A 13,669-nucleotide genomic window follows, 5' to 3' on the forward strand; every position below is an offset into this window, starting at 1 on the left:
GCCTTGGCCTGGCGCATCAGCTTCGATTGGTCGATGTACTTCACGACCATGATGTACCAGGTCGCGCCCGACATGATCAGCATCGCTACCAGCACGAAGCGCGCGACGAAATCGCCCTGCGCCCATAACGCGCCGATACCGTAGGGGTTCTCGACCGATTCGGTCTTGGCTTCCGCCAGTGGGGCCTCCGCGGCCGGCGTGGCTGCCGCGGAGGCCTCGACCGGAGCCGAAGCCGCGTCCGTCGGGGCAGGCGCAGTGGCTGGCGGCGGGTCCTGCGCTATCGCGGTCAGCGAGCTCGCCAGCAGAGCGGCGCACGCCAGAACCTGCATTTTTTGCTTGATACCACGCATGAAATATCCTCGCTTGGTGAAGTGAAACCCGCTCGCTCAGTCCTGCTTGCGGAAGGTGTACTTTATTTGTGCCCAGGCCGGTTCGGGCTTGCCGTCCACCGTGCCGGGCTCGAACTTGCAGCGCGACAGGCCGGCTATTGCGGCTTTGTCCAGGCGATCGAATCCGCTGGATTTTTCGACCTTGCTGTCGGTGACCTTGCCGTCGACGCCGACCAGCAATTGCAACTGAACCGTACCGATTTCGCCCAGACGTTCCGAGACAGCTGGATAGTCCGGTTCCCGGCAGGCCTTGGCTTTGACCAGCGGCGCCTTGTGGATGCCGCTCGCCACCGGTTGCGGCGGTGCCGCGACCGGTGGCGGGGTATGGGTCACCGTGATCGCGTTCGTCGGCGGCGGGGCCGAGGCAATGTTGATCTCCGGCGGCGGAATGAACGGCGGCGGCGGAATATCGAGCTGAGGCGGCGGTGGCGGTGGTGGCGGCTCTTCGTCCGTCTTCACCTCATCAAGAATCTTGGTCTCGATCGGCGCCGGCAGCAGCTCGATCGCCTTGCGCGCCAGGCCATTGACCAGGCCCCATACAAGCAAGACATGCAAAATCAGGACGCTGCTGAGGCCGACAATACGACGACCAGGATCTTGCTGCTTTCCAAACTCCACGAGACCTCCGAATCAGATGGGGAGCACGAAAGTAGCAGGCACCCGATTCGTGTCGGAACACCGACGCGAAACCGGCAGCGCGGCTAGAACACGAAGGTTCTTCTGGCGAAACACAAGGCCAATCGCGCTCGAAGCATCAACAGGTCGCCTGGGCATGGCAATAACGAATCTCCTCGCTAGACGGAACTTGTGCTCCATAAGAGCCGTTCCTCTGATTGGCCAATCGCTGATTTCAGCTGCAGCCACGTCTTTGCGGCCACGCCTTTTTGATCACATCGCACCGAAAACCGCTACGCCCGCCGTCAATAGTTATTCGTATCGTGGGACGGCGTGGGCGTTATCGTACCTATCTAAATAGATACGTCAACGCCATTGTTTATTGAACTTAGCTGGAAATTGCGCTGACATGCATGCGGATGGGTCGCAAATAGACGTCTTGGATCTCGCTTTCATTTTCGGCGCAAGCCGGCTGAAAAAAAGCATTATTCACCGATACTACTGGTCTGCCGCGCACTCAAGACTGACCCGGGTTCATAAGCTTGCGTCACTCGACGATGCCCGCACGACTTCGCTCGATCATTGACCGTTTCGATAGACCGTGACGACGCAGGCGCCGCCGAGACCCAGGTTGTGTTGAAGCGCGATGCGCGCGCCCTGGACCTGGCGACCGCCGGCAGTGCCGCGGAGCTGGTTGACCAGTTCCGTGCACTGAGCGAGTCCGGTCGCGCCGAGTGGATGTCCTTTCGACAGCAGTCCGCCGGAAGGGTTGGTCACGTAGCGGCCGCCGTAGGTGTTGTCGCCGTCGTTGACGAACTTCTCGGCGCCCCCTTCAGGGCAGAGCCCGAGCGCTTCGTAAGAGATCAGTTCGTTCTGCGCGAAGCAGTCGTGGAGTTCCACTACGTCGACATCCTCGGCACCGATGCCGGCCGCCTCGTAGGCCTGGCGTGCCGCCTCCTTGGCCATGCTGAAGCCGACGACCTCGCGCATGTCGCGCGCAGCGAAGGTTTTCGTGGTATCCGTGGTCATGGACTGCGAGGCGATCCACACGTCGGCGTTCAAACCATTGCGCTTTGCGAATTCTTCGCTGCACAACACCGCTGCGGCCGCGCCGCAGGTCGGCGGGCAAGCCATCAGTCGCGTCAACACACCAGGCCATACCGCCGGCGACGCCATGACTTCCTCGACCGTGACCGGCTTGCGAAACAGCGCCAGCGGGTTGTTCGCAGCATGCAGGCTGGCCTTCGCCCTGATCTTGGCAAAGGTCTCGAGCTTGGTGCCGTACTGCTGCATATGGGCAAGGCCGGCGCCGCCAAAGAAGCGCAGCGCGAGCGGAACCTCGCTGTTGCCGACCAACTCGTCTGCCGCCGCGTCGAATCTTTCGAACGGGCTTGGGCGATCACCGAATGCGGTCTTCAATGCACCGGGCGTCATCTGCTCGAAACCGAGCGCCAGAACGCATTCCGCTGCACCTGCAGCGATCGCCTGGCGCGCGAGATACAGCGCTGTCGAACCGGTGGAGCAGTTGTTGTTGACGTTGACGACGGGAATGCCGGTCATGCCGACTTCGTAAAGTGCACGCTGGCCGGCGGTGGAGTCGCCGTAGACGTAACCGACGTAGGCCTGCTGAATGCGCTCGTAGCCGATGCCGGCGTCCGCCAGCGCGGCATGCGTGGCAGCGGCCGCCATGACCGGATACGGATCGCTGGCGCCTGGCTTGGCGAACGGGATCATGCCGACACCTGATACCAAGACTTTCCGACTCATTGGCTGACTTTCTTCAGTGGTGTTTGGGGGAACCGATCACCCGCATTTGCAGGCGATCGAGCCGATGCAGCCTGCCATCGATGCTCGCGGGACTCAAGCGAGTACTCGCCAAACAGTTGATCGTCATCGTTGATTAGCCTGGGATTCTGAGTCTACCGGCCGAGGCGGGCGCAAACCGCGCCTTGAATTCAGCCGGAACGTCGCCTAGCGTAGCGGGCCCGGCTCGGCGCTCAGCGTTCGGCTGCGATGACCACCGCCTTGCGTGGACGCCCGCCGGAAAACCCAAGCAGTTCTGGCGAGGAGATGGCACGAATGACGGAGTTGATGCGCGAGGCCAGCCTGATCGGCGGTCAGTGGGTGACCGCCGATCAATGGATCGAAGTGGACAACCCGGCTACGGGCGAGCGTATCGGTCGCGTGCCGCGCTGCAGCGGCAAGCAGACGGCTCAGGCCATCGACGCCGCCGCGCAAGCCATGATCCCGTGGTCGCGACGCCCGGCCAAGGAGCGCGCCAATGTGCTGCGCTGCTACTTTGATCTGATCATCGCCAATCAAGAGCCGCTCGCCGCGCTGCTGACGCGCGAGCAGGGCAAGCCGCTGGCTGAGGCGCGCAGCGAGATTATCTATGCGGCCGGTTTCATCGAGTGGTTCGGTGAGGAGGCCAAGCGCGTCTATGGCGATGTGCTGCCGAGCCACGCGGCCGACAAGCGCATCGTCGTGCTCAAGCAGCCGATCGGCGTGGTCGCGGCGATCACGCCGTGGAATTTCCCGGCGGCGATGATCACCCGCAAGATCGGCCCGGCGCTGGCTGCCGGTTGCGGCGTGGTGCTCAAGCCGGCATCGCAGACGCCGTTCACCGCGCTGGCGCTCGGCTTGCTGGCGCAGCAGGCCGGCCTGCCCGACGGCCTGCTCAACGTCGTCACCGGCAGCGCCGCCGAGATCGGCGACGTGCTCACCGCCAGCGAAACCGTGCGCAAGCTGTCCTTCACCGGTTCCACCGAGGTCGGTGCACGGCTCTATGCCCAGTGCGCGCCGTCGATCAAAAAGCTCAGCCTGGAACTCGGCGGCAATGCGCCCTTCATCGTCTTCGACGATGCCGACATCGACGCGGCCGTGATCGGAGCCATCCAGTCCAAGTTCCGTAACGCCGGGCAGACCTGCGTCTGCGCCAACCGCATCTACGCCCAGGCCGGCATCCACGATACCTTCGTCGAGAAGCTGGCGGCCGCCGCCGCGGCGCTGCGCGTGGCGCCCGGCACCGAAGCGGGCTCGGAAATCGGTCCGCTGATCGACGACAAGGCCGTGGCCAAGGTGCGCGAGCACATCGCGGACGCGGTTTCGCACGGTGCGCGCGTGGTCACGGGCGGAACGCCGCATGCGCTCGGCGGGCGTTTCTTCACGCCCACGGTACTGGCTGGCGTGACGCAGGCCATGGCGATCAGCCGTGAGGAAACCTTCGGCCCGGTCGCACCGGTGTTCCGCTTCGAGACCGAGGACGAGGTGATCGCTCAAGCCAATGACACGCCTTTCGGCCTCGCCTCGTATTTCTACGCGCGCGATATCGGCCGCGTATGGCGCGTGGCCGAGCGCATCGAAGCCGGCATCGTCGGCGTCAATACCGGCCTGATCTCCACCGAGTTGGCGCCGTTCGGCGGCGTCAAGCTGTCGGGCCTCGGACGCGAAGGCTCGCGCTACGGCATCGACGACTACCTGGAGATCAAGTACGTCTGCCTGGGCATTTGACCGCCGCGCAAATCGCTTGCGCGCTTGTCGATCCTCGCGCTGCCCGTTCGTCGTCGCAATAGAGACACCACCACCCGGGAGAAACGAGGATGCGGTTCATCATCACGGCACAGACGGACACGAGCGCAGCGGAAGCCGAACCTGGACGCGACGGCGACCCGGGCCTCGACCAGGCCACGCTCGTCGCGTACATGAAGTTCAACGAAGACATGCACCAGGCTGGCGTGCTGGTTGCGTCCGAAGGGCTGAACCCGGCCGCCCCTGGCGCCCGCATCGTCGCCCACAAGGGCAAGCGCCGCGTCGTCGACGGGCCTTTCGCAGAATCCAAAGAGCTGGTCGGCGGGTTCTACGTGATCGACGTGAAATCGCTGGACGAGGCGATCGACTGGGCCTTGCGCTGCCCGGTCGGCATGAGCAGCGCCGACGTGCTGGAAGTGCGCCAGCTCACCGGCGCATCCGACCTCCCGCCCGAGATCATGGCGATCATTTCCGCGGCGGCGCCGAACTGGAGCGCCGCCATGCTGGCGAACTGAGCCAGCGATGCCCGATCAGCGCTTTCCGTGATGAGCATCACATAAAGCCGCCGCCGATCACCCGACACTCAGATCATCTGAGATCACGCGGGGATTGCGATGCCGGTGTTGACGGGAAGAGCCGCGAGAATTGCCGAGGGCCTGGACCGATGTGGGACGGAGTAATCGTCGGCACCGGCCTGTCGGCGCTCGGCGGCTTCGTGCTGATCGAGTCCGGCGATCGGCATCAGGCGGTGGCCGGCGGCGGCTTGCTGGCGGTGGGCATGCTGTTGCTGGTGATCTCGGTGCGCCTGCTCCGCCGCGGGCGGCGGCGCTAGTGTCGTGAGTCATGGCAAGCGTCGCGCCACTGTAGGTCGGCAATCCCTTGCCGACGTGTACCCCCGGATGCGCAATCGCCGCCTCATGTCGGCAAGGGATTGCCGACCTACGGGTCACCGGGCGGCGATCGCCCCGGCCTTGCGGTAGTACGTCGGTGCAACCCCGTGCCAACGCTTGAACGCCTGCGAGAAGCTCGACAGATCGGCGAAGCCCAGGCGCATCGCGATCTCGGTCAGCGACAGGCGCGAATCACGCAGCATTTCGTCGGCCATCGCGCGACGTGACTCGGCGAGCAGCTCGCGGAACGAGGTGCTCTCGTTTTTCAGCCGCCGCTTCAGGGTGCGCTCGCTGGTATTGCCGAGCCGCGCCATCGACGCCAGATCCGGCGCGACGCTACCCGGCACGCTCAGATACTGACGCACGAGCGACGCCGTGCTGGAGCGTGCCCGGCGCCGCTCCAGCAGCTCGCTGCACAGCTGATGGCACATCGCCGCGGTGATCGGATTGGCCTGAGGCAGCGCGCGCGGCAAAAAAACTCGATCGAACGCCAGGCTGTTGGTCGCGGCACCGTAGCTCGGCTGCGTGCCGAACAGGCTGCGCAGCTCGGTTGCGGCTTTCGGTGGTCGCTTCGGTTCCGGCGCCCGGAACCTGAGCCGCGAAATCATCAGATCGGGGCCGGCGATTTCGCGCATCAGCGTCGCCGCGGCGGCCATGTCGCGCTCCACCAGGAAGCGCCGCAGATCAGGAGCCAGATCGGGTTCGCCGAAGCTCAGTACCGCAAGCTCGCCTTCCTCGTGCAGCGTGATCAAGGTGAACGCATAAGTCAGCGGCAGGAAGCGCAGGGCCAGTCTCAGCGCGTCGGCGACCGTGGCGCTGCTGATCAGGCCGTAACCCCAGAGCCCGTAAGTCGAGAAGTGGTAGCGCAGCCCGACCTCGATACCGAAACGGCTCGGGCCTTCGGACAGCCTGAGCAGATTGCCGATCACACGCAGCTCCTGCGCCGCCGACAGTTCGGTGTTCGGGTCATCGAGTTGAGGCAGCGACAGGCCGCTGCCTCGCAGCAGCGGCTCGGCCGCCATGCCGCGCTCGCGGCCGAACTCGACCAGCAGCCGGGCGCTGGCAGTGCTGCGTTTGAAGTCCCAGAAGCTCAGAACGGACTCGCTTATTTGGACCGGGTGTTGGCCCCGATAATAAAGCGACTGTCCCCGATCGTCATTGTTTCGCGCTTGGGCCGGACGCAACATGGACCGCATGACAGCGGCCATCGGCCGACGAGCACCGGCTCCAGCCGGCGCCACAGCGAGAGAGGACGGCAGCGATGAGCGAGGTATTCGATTTTGTCGTAGTCGGTGGCGGTTCCGGCGGTTGCGTGGTGGCCGGGCGGCTGAGTGAAGATCAGGACGTGAGCGTCTGCGTGCTCGAAGCCGGTGGCGGTGGCGACAGCGCACTGGTCAACGTCCCGGTCGGCACCGTCGCGATGATGCCGACCAGCATCAACAACTGGGCATTCGAAACCGTGCCGCAGGCCGGGCTCGGCGGCCGCCGCGGTTATCAGCCGCGCGGCCGGGTGCTGGGCGGCTCCTCCGCGATCAATGCGATGGTCTACGTGCGCGGCCATCGCAGCGACTACGATCATTGGGCCGCGCTCGGCAACAGCGGCTGGTCGTTCGACGAGGTGCTGCCCTACTTTCTGCGCAGCGAGCACAACCAGCGCATCGACAACGCCTGGCATGGCCGCGGCGGGCCGCTGTGGGTCAGCGACTCGCGCACCGACAATCCGATCCACGCACGCTACCTGGAAGCGGCGCGGCAGACCGGGCTGCCGGTCACCGACGATTTCAACGGCGCCGAGCAGGAAGGCATCGGCATCTATCAGCTCACGCAGCAGCACGGCCGGCGTTGCAGCGCGGCGCGCGCCTATCTGCTGCCGCATGTCGCATATCGCGACAACCTGTCGGTGCAGACGCATATGCAGGTTCAGCGGATTCTGTTCGAAGGCCGGCGCGCGGTCGGCGTCGAGGTATTGCAGGACGGCAGACTGCGCACGATACGAGCGCGCCGCGAGGTGATACTCGCTGCGGGCGCTTTCCAGTCACCGCAGATGCTGATGCTGTCCGGCGTCGGCGATGCGGCGGAACTCGCCGGGCTCGGCATCACCGCGGTGCATCACCTGCCGGGCGTCGGCAAGAATTTGCAGGACCATCCGGATTTCATTTTCGGCTACGAATCCAGCAGCCTCGACACGATGGGCGTGTCGCTGGGCGGCAGCCTGCGGATGCTGCGCGAGATCTCGCGGTATCGCAAAAGCGGACGCGGCGCCATCACCTCGAATTTCGCCGAAGGCGGCGGCTTTCTGAAGACGCGGCCCGAGCTGGGCGCGCCGAATATCCAGCTGCATTTCGTCGTCGCGCTGGTCGATGACCACGCGCGCAAATTCCACTTCGGCCACGGCCTGTCATGCCACGTCTGCCTGCTGCGGCCGCGCAGCGCCGGCTCGGTCGCCTTGAGCAGCCGCGATCCGGCTGCGCTGCCGCTGATCGATCCGGCGTTCTTAAAAGATCCGCGCGATGTCGAGGAAATGGTCGAAGGTTTCAAACTGACCCGGAAGCTGATGCAGGCGCCGGCACTGGCCGAGCTGTGCCGCAAGGATCTGTTCACCGCCGACGTGCACAGCGACGACGAAATCCGCGAGGTGTTGCGGCGCCGCACCGACACCGTCTATCACCCGGTCGGCACCTGCAAGATGGGCATCGACACGATGGCGGTCGTCGATCCGCAGCTGCGGGTCCATGGCATCGAGGGCCTGCGCGTCGTCGACGCGTCGGTGATGCCGGCGCTGATCGGCGGCAATACCAATGCGCCGACGATCATGATCGCCGAGAAAGCGGTCGACATGATTCGCGGCTTTTTCGGCGCGCGCGAAATCCCCGCTCGTGCGACACCCATCAACGCCGAAGAGACCCGCCATGCGATCGCCTGATCCTCAACTGCTGGCACAAATGTCGCGGCCGCTGGCCGCGGTGATTATCGGCAGCGGCTTCGCCGGCATCGGCATCGCGATCGCGCTGCGCAGGCAGGGCGTGCTGGATTTCGTCATCGTCGAGAAGGCCGCGGACGTCGGCGGCGTGTGGCGCGACAACTGTTATCCGGGTGCGGCCTGCGACGTGCCCTCGCATCTGTACTCGTTCTCGTTCGAGCCGAATCCGCACTGGTCGCATGTGTTCGCGCCGCAGGCCGAGATCCACCAGTACCTGCAGCACTGCGTGCAGAAATACGATCTGCTCCGGCACATCCGTTTCAGCTGCGAAGTCGAGCAGGCGCAGTTCGACGAGCAGCAGAACCTGTGGAACGTGAGCCTGGCCGGCGGTGCCAGCCTGAGCGCGACGCTGCTGATCAGCGCGACCGGCCAGCTCAGCCGGCCGGCGTATCCGCGCCTGCCGGGCATCGAGGATTTTGCCGGACGCAGCTTCCATTCCGCGCGCTGGGACCGCGACTACGCACTGCAGGGAAAGCGCGTCGCGGTGATCGGCACCGGCGCATCGGCGATCCAGTTCGTGCCGGCGATCGCCGGCCAGGTGCAGCAGCTGACACTGTTTCAGCGCTCCGGCGCCTACCTCATGGCGCGCTCCGATCGTGCCTACAGCAGCTGGGAGCGCGCGCTGTGCCGGCGCTTTCCCTGGACGATGAAGCTGTACCGCGTCGGCACCTATCTGCGCTACGAGACGCGCGCGCTGGCGTTCACACGCTTCAAGCCGCTGATGCACATCGCGGTCGGCTGGCCGTTCAAGAGACTGCTGGCCACGCAGGTGCCGGATGCAGCGCTGCGCGAGCGGCTGATGCCAGACTATCCGATCGGCTGCAAGCGCGTGCTGCTGTCCGACGACTACCTGGCCGCGGTCACGCGTCCGAATGTCGAACTGGTGACCGAGAGCATCCGCCGCATCACCAGCAGCGGCATCGAAACCGCCGACGGCCGGCATCACGAGGTCGACGTGCTCGTCTACGGCACCGGATTCGCGGCCACCGAATTTCTGACGCCAATGCGCATCCGCGGCAGCGGCGGCCTCGATCTGAACCAGGCCTGGCGCCGCGGCGCGATGGCCTACCTGGGCATGACGGTGCCGCACTTCCCGAACTTCTTCATGCTGTACGGCCCCAACACCAATCTCGGCCACAACTCGATCGTCTACATGCTCGAAAGCCAGATCGCGCATCTGATGCGCTGCTTCAAAGCGATGCGTGCCAGCGGCATGACGCGCATCGAGGTGGAAAGCCGGCGCTATCGCCAATACAACCTCGGCATCCAGCAGCGGCTGAGCGGCACCGTCTGGAACGGCTGCAGCAGCTGGTATGTCGACGCCAACGGCCACAACAGCACCAACTGGCCCGGCTTCACCTTGAGCTACCGCTGGCTGACGCGGCACACCAGCCTGCAGGCGTATCGCTTGACGCATCACGCGGTCAGCCCGGTCGCCGGCTCCGGCACACAATGGATCGCCGAGCCGGATGGCCGGGTCGAGCGCGCGTTCGCGGCCTTTCTGCGCGGCGTATTGCGCAGCTGCTTCCGGGTATTGATCGGGCCGCCATTCGGCGCCGTGTTCCAGCGCCGAGTGGTCGCGACGCTGGCGCTGTTGATGCCCGGACGCGGCGGTGTGTTGCGCTATCGCAGCAGCGCGCGCGGTGTACCGGTCGAAATCAATGCGCCCCGTGCCGGCGAGGCCGGCGGTGCGATGCTGTATCTCCACGGCGGCGCGTTCTGTCTAGGCGGACCGTGGACGCATCGCAATATCAGCTCGCATCTGGCGTTCGAGGCCGGCATGTCGGTCTGGGTTCCGGTGTACCGGCTCGCGCCCGAACACCCGTATCCGGCCGCGATCAACGATGCCTTCGACTGCTATCGGGCGATGCTCGAGCACGGCTATCGCGCCGAGCAAATCGTGATCGCCGGCGACTCGGCCGGCGGCTCGCTGGCCCTGGTGCTGGCGCTGCTGCTGCGCGAGCGCGGCTACGCGATGCCGGCCGGCCTGGCGCTGATCTCGCCGGTCACCGACGCCAGCCTGGCCGGCGCGACGATCCGCGATCTCGCCGGTACCGATCCGATGCTGCGCAAGGGCTGGGTCGAACAGGGCATCGCCTGGTACGCGGCGCCGTCCGGTGCCGGCAGCTCGGTGCTTGAGCAGGATCTGCGCGGCCTGCCGCCGATGATCGTGCAGGTCGGCGACCAGGAGATCCTGCTGTCGGATTCCACGCGTCTTGCCGAGCGCGCCGCGGCTTGTGGCGTGAGCTGCGATCTGCAGATCTACATGGGCCGCTGGCACGTGTTCCATCTGCAGGCGCTGTATCTGCGCTCGGCCGGGCGCGCGCTGCAGGCGCTGGCCGACTTCGCCAGGATGCGCGTTGCCGGCAAACGGATCGGCGTCGCCGCTACTGCCCGCAATGAAACCAGCCGGGCGCTCGAGTCGTAGGTCGGCAATCCTTTGCCGACGTGAAGCCCCGATTGCGCATCGAAGGTACACGTCGGCAAGGGATTGCCGACCTACGAGCCAGCCGTCCCGGCCCTGTGACTCAGCTTGCGCTATGCAGCCGCTAGGGGGATGCTGATCGCGAACTCATCGCATCACGCGAGCGAGGCGTAGGAGACTCATACTTGATTTGCAAAGCATGTTCGGGCCAGATCGGCCTTGCGGCGGTGTGGCGCCCCCACAGCCGGCTGCGAGCGCCGGGCTCGGCTGGAACCATGGGCTTCAGCGCGTCCCCGAACCAGAAGCTCTACGCCTGCTCCGACTGTGAAACCGTACTGGTGAAAGGCCGCAATACCGGCTGGTCGGCCGCCATCAGGCTGGCCTGAACTTCTGACTCACGGTACTAGCGCAGTTCGGCGCCGCTGGCTAGCCTTGGATTCGCGGCGCTCAGACGGTATCGTCGCGGCCCGTTTTATACGCAGACCCGCCACCGCATGAGTTCCATCGCCAACCGCCTTAACCAGACTATTCGCCAGACTATTCTTCAGACCATCGCTGCCGAAATCGGCGCGCAGGCCCGGCAGGTCGACGCGGCGGTGAGTCTGCTCGACGAAGGCGCGACGGTTCCGTTCATCGCGCGCTACCGCAAGGAAGTCACCGGCGGACTCGACGACACGCAGCTGCGCAAACTCGAAGAACGGCTCGGTTATCTGCGCGAACTCGAGGATCGCCGCGAGGCGGTGATCGACTCGATCCGCAGCCAGGGGAAACTCGCCGACGAGCTTCACGCCAAGCTGCTGGCAGCGACGACCAAGTCCGAAGTCGAGGATCTTTATCTCCCATACAAGCCGAAGCGTCGCAGCCGCGCCGAAATCGCTCGCGAGCGCGGGCTGGAACCGCTGGCGGATTGCTTGCTGCAGGATCGCAAGCTGATTCCGATCGAAGCGGCAGCCGCCTTCGTGCAAAACGAAGTCACCGACGTGATCACTGCTGTGAAAGGGGCGCTCGAAGGCGCGCGCGACATTCTGATGGAGCGCTTCAGCGAGGACGCGGCGCTGCTCGGCAAGCTGCGCCACTACCTGCGCGAGCGCGGCCTGCTGCGCTCGCGCGTGTTCGACGACAAGAAGGAATCGGGAGCCAAGTTCTCCGACTACTTCGAGCACAGCGAGCCCTGGTCGAAAGTCGCCGGGCATCGCGCGCTGGCGATGATGCGCGGACGCAACGAAGACATCCTGATGCTGGAAATCGAGATCGATGCCGACGACGTAGCGCCGGTGAAGCCGGTCGAACGCATGATCGCCGAGACCATGGCGATCCGCGCCGATGGCGGCGCGGCCGACGCCTGGCTAATGGACGTGGTGCGCTGGACCTGGCGCGTGAAACTGTCGACGAACATTTCGGTCGACCTGATGATGGAGCTGCGCCAGCGCGCTGAAGCTGAGGCGATACAGGTGTTCGCCGATAATCTGAAGGATCTGCTGCTTGCCGCCCCTGCGGGCTCGCGGCCGACCCTCGGACTCGATCCGGGCGTGCGCACCGGCGTCAAGATCGCGGCGATCGACGGCACCGGCAAAGTGCTGGATACCTCGGTGATCTATCCGTTCCAGCCGCGCAACGACCTGCGCGGCTCGCAGGCCGAACTGGCACGTCTGATCAGGAAGCACGGCATCGAGCTGATCGCGATCGGCAATGGCACTGCCAGCCGCGAAACCGAAAAACTGGTCGCGGAACTATTGCCGCTGCTGCCGGAACCACGGCCGCGCAGCGTCGTCGTCAGTGAGGCCGGTGCATCGGTCTATTCGGCATCCGAGACCGCCGCCAACGAATTCCCGAATATGGACGTAACCCTGCGCGGCGCGGTGTCGATCGCGCGGCGCCTGCAGGACCCGCTGGCGGAGCTGGTGAAGATCGACCCCAAAGCGATCGGCGTTGGTCAGTATCAACACGACGTCGACCAGTATCGCCTGGCGAAGTCGCTGGATGCGGTCGTCGAAGACGCGGTGAATGCGGTCGGTGTCGATCTCAATACTGCGTCGGCTTCGCTGTTGTCGCGCGTGTCCGGGCTCAGCAGCAACCTGGCCGAAGCGATCGTCGTGCACCGCAATGCCAGCGGCGCATTCAAGACCCGCAAGCAGCTGCTCGACGTCACCCGCCTTGGACCGAAGACTTTCGAGCAGTGCGCCGGATTCCTGCGTATCCGCGACGGCGCCGAGCCGCTCGATGCCTCGTCGGTACATCCCGAGGCCTACTCGGTCGCGAGCCGCATCGTGAGGGCTTGCGGGCGCGATCTGCGCAGCCTGATGAGCGACAGCGCGGCGCTGAAAAAGCTCGACCCGCGCGATTTCGTCGACGCGCGTTTCGGCCTGCCGACGGTGCGTGACATCCTCACTGAGTTGGAGAAGCCCGGCCGCGATCCGCGCCCGGAATTCCGCACGGCGACTTTCGCCGAAGGCGTCAACGAAGTCGCCGACCTGAAGCCCGGCATGATGCTCGAGGGCACGGTCACCAATGTCGCCGCGTTCGGCGCCTTCGTCGATATCGGCGTGCATCAGGACGGTCTCGTCCACGTCTCACAACTCTCCGACCGCTTCGTCAAAGATCCGCGTGACGTGGTCAAGGCGGGGCAGATCGTCAAGGTACGCGTCGTCGATGTGGATCTGAAACGTCAGCGCATCGCGCTGTCGATGAAGAAGGACGACGGCAGCACGCCGACGGTCGCCGGCTCGCGCAGCGACAGCACGCGGGCACCGGACCGGCGCAGCACCAGGCCGCCGGCGAAAACTGCAGCACCGGTGGGTTCGCTGGGCTCGGCGCTCGCCGACGCGTTCAAGCGCAAATAGCA

General features: G+C 65.3%; 10 protein-coding genes and 1 pseudogene. 7 read left to right on the forward strand and 4 right to left on the reverse strand.

Going from position 1 to position 13,669, the window contains the following annotated elements; all coding sequences use genetic code 11:
* The 3 genes and pseudogenes from JWQ90_RS16630 to JWQ90_RS16640 all read right to left on the reverse strand — a co-directional run.
* A pseudogene (locus tag JWQ90_RS16630) lies at positions 1 to 350 on the reverse strand (MotA/TolQ/ExbB proton channel family protein); the annotation flags it as partial.
* Positions 351 to 386: 36 nt separating this feature from the next.
* Positions 387 to 944 (reverse strand): energy transducer TonB, encoded by a 558-nt coding sequence (locus tag JWQ90_RS16635; RefSeq protein WP_299696113.1) that lies wholly within the window; start codon positions 942 to 944, stop codon positions 387 to 389.
* A gap of 639 nt (positions 945 to 1,583) precedes the next feature.
* On the reverse strand, positions 1,584 to 2,771 hold the full coding sequence (locus JWQ90_RS16640; protein ID WP_299696114.1) for a lipid-transfer protein: 1,188 nt from the start codon (positions 2,769 to 2,771) through the stop codon (positions 1,584 to 1,586).
* Positions 2,772 to 3,074: 303 nt separating this feature from the next.
* On the opposite strand from JWQ90_RS16640, the gene JWQ90_RS16645 reads away from it, so the two are divergent.
* From JWQ90_RS16645 to JWQ90_RS16655, 3 genes are all read left to right on the forward strand, one after another.
* Positions 3,075 to 4,514, forward strand: coding sequence for an NAD-dependent succinate-semialdehyde dehydrogenase (locus JWQ90_RS16645; protein ID WP_366919533.1), 1,440 nt, complete (start codon positions 3,075 to 3,077; stop codon positions 4,512 to 4,514).
* Positions 4,515 to 4,603: 89 nt separating this feature from the next.
* Positions 4,604 to 5,047 carry a YciI family protein gene (locus JWQ90_RS16650; protein ID WP_299696116.1) on the forward strand — a complete coding sequence of 148 codons (444 nt, stop codon included), beginning with the start codon at positions 4,604 to 4,606 and terminating at the stop codon, positions 5,045 to 5,047.
* 149 nt (positions 5,048 to 5,196) lie between these two features.
* A complete protein-coding gene (locus tag JWQ90_RS16655) occupies positions 5,197 to 5,364 on the forward strand; it encodes a hypothetical protein (protein ID WP_299696117.1) in 168 nt (55 codons plus the stop codon).
* 114 nt (positions 5,365 to 5,478) lie between these two features.
* On the opposite strand, the gene JWQ90_RS16660 is transcribed toward JWQ90_RS16655, so the two are convergent.
* Positions 5,479 to 6,516 (reverse strand): AraC family transcriptional regulator, encoded by a 1,038-nt coding sequence (locus JWQ90_RS16660; RefSeq protein WP_366919535.1) that lies wholly within the window; start codon positions 6,514 to 6,516, stop codon positions 5,479 to 5,481.
* 167 nt (positions 6,517 to 6,683) lie between these two features.
* Between JWQ90_RS16660 and JWQ90_RS16665 the strand changes: the two genes are divergently transcribed.
* The 4 genes from JWQ90_RS16665 to JWQ90_RS16680 all read left to right on the forward strand — a co-directional run bounded on the left by JWQ90_RS16665 (position 6,684) and on the right by JWQ90_RS16680 (position 13,667).
* The gene (locus JWQ90_RS16665; protein WP_299696119.1) at positions 6,684 to 8,345 is read left to right on the forward strand and encodes a GMC family oxidoreductase N-terminal domain-containing protein; all 1,662 of its coding nucleotides are present in this window, start codon (positions 6,684 to 6,686) and stop codon (positions 8,343 to 8,345) included.
* On the forward strand, positions 8,332 to 10,830 hold the full coding sequence (locus JWQ90_RS16670) for an alpha/beta hydrolase fold domain-containing protein (RefSeq protein WP_299696120.1): 2,499 nt from the start codon (positions 8,332 to 8,334) through the stop codon (positions 10,828 to 10,830). Before JWQ90_RS16665 ends, JWQ90_RS16670 begins: the two co-directional genes overlap by 14 nt.
* Positions 10,831 to 11,012: 182 nt before the next feature.
* Positions 11,013 to 11,213: a hypothetical protein gene (locus JWQ90_RS16675; protein ID WP_299696121.1), complete on the forward strand. Its 201-nt coding sequence runs from the start codon at positions 11,013 to 11,015 to the stop codon at positions 11,211 to 11,213.
* Positions 11,214 to 11,321: 108 nt separating this feature from the next.
* Positions 11,322 to 13,667 carry a Tex family protein gene (locus tag JWQ90_RS16680; RefSeq protein ID WP_299696122.1) on the forward strand — a complete coding sequence of 782 codons (2,346 nt, stop codon included), beginning with the start codon at positions 11,322 to 11,324 and terminating at the stop codon, positions 13,665 to 13,667.
* The last annotated feature ends 2 nt before the right edge of the window (positions 13,668 to 13,669 follow it).

This window comes from Hydrocarboniphaga sp. (genome assembly GCF_028291725.1).
GTDB lineage: Bacteria > Pseudomonadota > Gammaproteobacteria > Nevskiales > Nevskiaceae > Hydrocarboniphaga.

Excerpts from the sequence above, each read along its gene's own strand:
- JWQ90_RS16640 (WP_299696114.1), bottom strand. The coding sequence starts at position 2,771 with ATGAGTCGGAAAGTCTTGGTATCAGGTGTCGGCATGATCCCGTTCGCC.
- JWQ90_RS16645 (WP_366919533.1), top strand. The coding sequence starts at position 3,075 with ATGGCACGAATGACGGAGTTGATGCGCGAGGCCAGCCTGATCGGCGGT.
- JWQ90_RS16650 (WP_299696116.1), top strand. The coding sequence starts at position 4,604 with ATGCGGTTCATCATCACGGCACAGACGGACACGAGCGCAGCGGAAGCC.
- JWQ90_RS16655 (WP_299696117.1), top strand. The coding sequence starts at position 5,197 with ATGTGGGACGGAGTAATCGTCGGCACCGGCCTGTCGGCGCTCGGCGGC.
- JWQ90_RS16665 (WP_299696119.1), top strand. The coding sequence starts at position 6,684 with ATGAGCGAGGTATTCGATTTTGTCGTAGTCGGTGGCGGTTCCGGCGGT.
- JWQ90_RS16670 (WP_299696120.1), top strand. The coding sequence starts at position 8,332 with ATGCGATCGCCTGATCCTCAACTGCTGGCACAAATGTCGCGGCCGCTG.
- JWQ90_RS16680 (WP_299696122.1), top strand. The coding sequence starts at position 11,322 with ATGAGTTCCATCGCCAACCGCCTTAACCAGACTATTCGCCAGACTATT.